Source organism: Enterobacter sp. SECR19-1250, assembly GCF_013391025.1.
GTDB lineage: Bacteria > Pseudomonadota > Gammaproteobacteria > Enterobacterales > Enterobacteriaceae > Enterobacter > Enterobacter cloacae.
In genome coordinates this window covers 1-734 of the sequence record NZ_JACASJ010000297.1, presented here as the reverse complement: position 1 = coordinate 734, position 734 = coordinate 1, and the positions used below count along the sequence as shown (strand labels likewise).

Genomic DNA, 734 nt, shown 5'->3' with positions numbered 1-734 from the left:
GCGTGATCTGATCCTTCAACTCAGCAAAAGTTCGATTTATTCAACAAAGTCGCGACGACATTACTGTTTATCGCTTTCGGCATCGTTATTGCTTACACATTAGCGCCGGTCTATAAAAGTGATGCGTTAATTCAGGTTGAGAGAAATGCATCTACGGGGCTGTTGAATAAGCTCTCTACGATGCTGCCTGAAGGTTCCGGGGTCGCTTCAGAATCTGAAATTTCATTAATTAAATCGCGGATGGTGATCGGTAAAACCGTGCGCGATCTGGGGCTGGATATCTCCGTGACTGAAAAACGCTATCCGTTTGCGAATGGCCTGCTCCTGCGCCTGCTTGGTAAACCCACGGGTAACATTGAGTTTTCAACCTTAACTGTCCCCGAGGAGTTCCTGAACGAAGCGTTGATCCTGACGATAACTGCTGCGGGTGAGTACACCCTGCAGGTCGGCGAGGCCGTTTTGCACGGTAAAGTGGGGGTTCCTCTTCACGCGCACGGCATTGATTTTATGATTGAACGTGCCGAACTGACCCAGGACACCGTGTTCATTTTACGAAAGCACAATGAATATTCGGTAATTGATGAGATCAAAAACAATATCGTCGTGGATGGAAAATCCGGTGGCAATGGGATGCTGCATCTGAGCATGACCGGCACCGATCCGGTTATGATCAGCAAAATCCGACTTTGTTGAATAAATCGAACTTTTGCTGAGTTGAAGGATCAGATCACGCA

General features: G+C 47.5%; 1 protein-coding gene. It reads left to right on the top strand.

The window, feature by feature from the left end; translation table 11 throughout:
* Positions 1-63 precede the first annotated feature (63 nt).
* Positions 64-693: a Wzz/FepE/Etk N-terminal domain-containing protein gene (locus HX884_RS26695; RefSeq protein ID WP_256737211.1), complete on the top strand. Its 630-nt coding sequence runs from the start codon at positions 64-66 to the stop codon at positions 691-693.
* Positions 694-734: the final 41 nt, after the last annotated feature.